Here is a 2,027-nt window from a genome sequence, read left to right on the forward strand (position 1 = left end):
TTCTTGAGCAACGTTGAGGATTGATTGCCCATAATCCAGAACTGTTTCTAGGTCAAACAGAGTTCCTTGCGTGGCTATAAGGCTGACCATATCTATATATATGAATACATCACTTTCGCTTTGGCGTAGCCGTTTGACCGTGGGGACGGGTTAACTATAATTTTTTTGGTACTTTCCAGTTATCTTGCGTGGCTTGGTGGACTGGCGCTTAGTACTAGTTGAGGCGTATTTCTTAGACGTGGACGATTTTGCTTCAGGGGGCGACAAGCGAGCTAAAGTGTTTTCTGTATAAGCTTCATAGCCCTTAAACCCCTGAGATAAAAGCTCTGCTTATTGCGAATGGAAGCTACCAGTTCCTCAACCCATGCAAGACATTCATTCCAAGCGACTATCCAATTTTGACCATATAAACCTATCCAAAAATTACTGTGTCGTTTAGAGGTTCGACTTTTTTCTTGAGTGCGGCAAATGTAAGATTCTTGGTTTTGCAATTTAGTTCTTTGTCCATATAACCAAGCACTAGTCATGGCTAAAGCAATTAAGAGAATTAAACGCACAAGTCTATCAGGATTAGCTTTAGAACCTTCGAGATTATAACCACCTGTTTTACAATCACGGAACATAGCTTCAATACCAAAACGCGCTCCGTAGATTTTGACAGCAGTCTCTAAATCAGGCAGATTAGTTAATAAATACCAAGGTGATGGTTCTTGTTTATTGCGATATTTTCGTTTCCAATATATTGCTAAATTAAATCTGCCAAAGCCTCGTTTTTGAGTCAAATTGATACCTAAATAAAACTGGCGGATTCCTGGATAAATATCAATGCTACTTAAAGGCTGAAATTTTTGTCTTTTCTCTCGGAAAGTTGTGTCCTTTTTTTGACGAAATACAAATCTGAGATTCTTTCTGTGTAACCACTCGGCTAATTCTATACTATGAAACTCTCTATCGCCAATAATCACTATTTTGTAATTTTTTAATAAGCGAATTACTGGGCGTAATACTTTTTGTTGTTCAGTGAGGTTACTGCAACCATCTTTCTCTAACAAGCACCAATATATTGGCCATGCTCGTTTTTGGTAAATTACACTCACCATTAACACATTATTTTCTTTCCATTGCGTTCTATCTAGTGCAATAATTACTTGTGAGCCAGCTTTGATTTGCTTACCAAGTATCTCTTCAATGATGGGAAACCACAGCAACACTACACTCAAAGCATTTAGCGTTAGGAATCTTTGTAAGTGTCGCCTCCGACTATTTTGCTGTATGGGTAAAGGTAGCGTTGCAGCTAGCCTTTCCAATCTGACTTGTTTTTGATTTTGTAACAACCACACCAACAATTTTAAAGTGATTAACTGTGATTGATTTAGATATTTTTCGAGGAACGTTTGATAAAATGAGGGCAACATTATGGTGACGGTCTTGTTGAATTGACGAGACCGTTCTTTTTTACCATCAAACTGTACCCTGCGAATAGGTGTTTAATAGCTGCACAGTTTATTGTCAATAAGCTGCATTTTTTTGAGAGGGTCTTTTGCTTCAAGCCCTTTACCTGTCAGACTTTGACAATTATTGTCGCCCCCTCAACGATTTTGCTTTAGCCCGCTTAGGTTTGCTCGGTTGTACTTTGGCAGGTGGGAGTAGTCGGAGTCTGGGAAAAGGGATTATAAAGAATGGCGTGGGAACAGAATGGTGAGGAGATTGTGGTTCTAGAGTCCAGGGGTCAGAAATTTTCTCAAATGCGATCGCGCTTGGAGTGGCTTCTTGGATTTCCTGGTGTGGAGTAGGTTGTAGGGAAGTTGCGGAAACTGTGGGCTGTTCAATAACTGGTGGTTGCCATCCGAATGGCGGTAAGGGTACAACCCACAAACTATCCATGAAATCGAAAACCATCAGCGCAACAAAGCTGATAACGACTGCTTGGATCGTCAGCGTGAGAGTAGCTTGGATATCCATGATTAACTCCAAATGTTTGTGATTTTTCAATGTAGTGAGGCGTTGCAACTCTCCCTCTGGCTTTG

The 2,027-nt window shown here is 40.3% G+C and carries 2 protein-coding genes; both read right to left on the bottom strand.

The annotated features are described in order from the left end of the window. Positions 1 to 272: 272 nt before the first annotated feature. Entirely contained in the window at positions 273 to 1,415 is a 1,143-nt protein-coding gene (locus ACWATR_RS39605) for an IS4 family transposase (protein WP_460345743.1), read from the bottom strand. A gap of 160 nt (positions 1,416 to 1,575) precedes the next feature. Further along, on the bottom strand, positions 1,576 to 2,027 hold a 452-nt coding region (locus ACWATR_RS39610), incomplete at its 5' end, for a hypothetical protein (protein ID WP_460345746.1).

It is taken from the genome of Nostoc sp. UIC 10890 (assembly GCF_054786515.1).

Bases quoted from the DNA above. Each gene is read 5' to 3' on its own strand.
- ACWATR_RS39605 (WP_460345743.1), bottom strand. From the start codon at position 1,415: ATGTTGCCCTCATTTTATCAAACGTTCCTCGAAAAATATCTAAATCAA.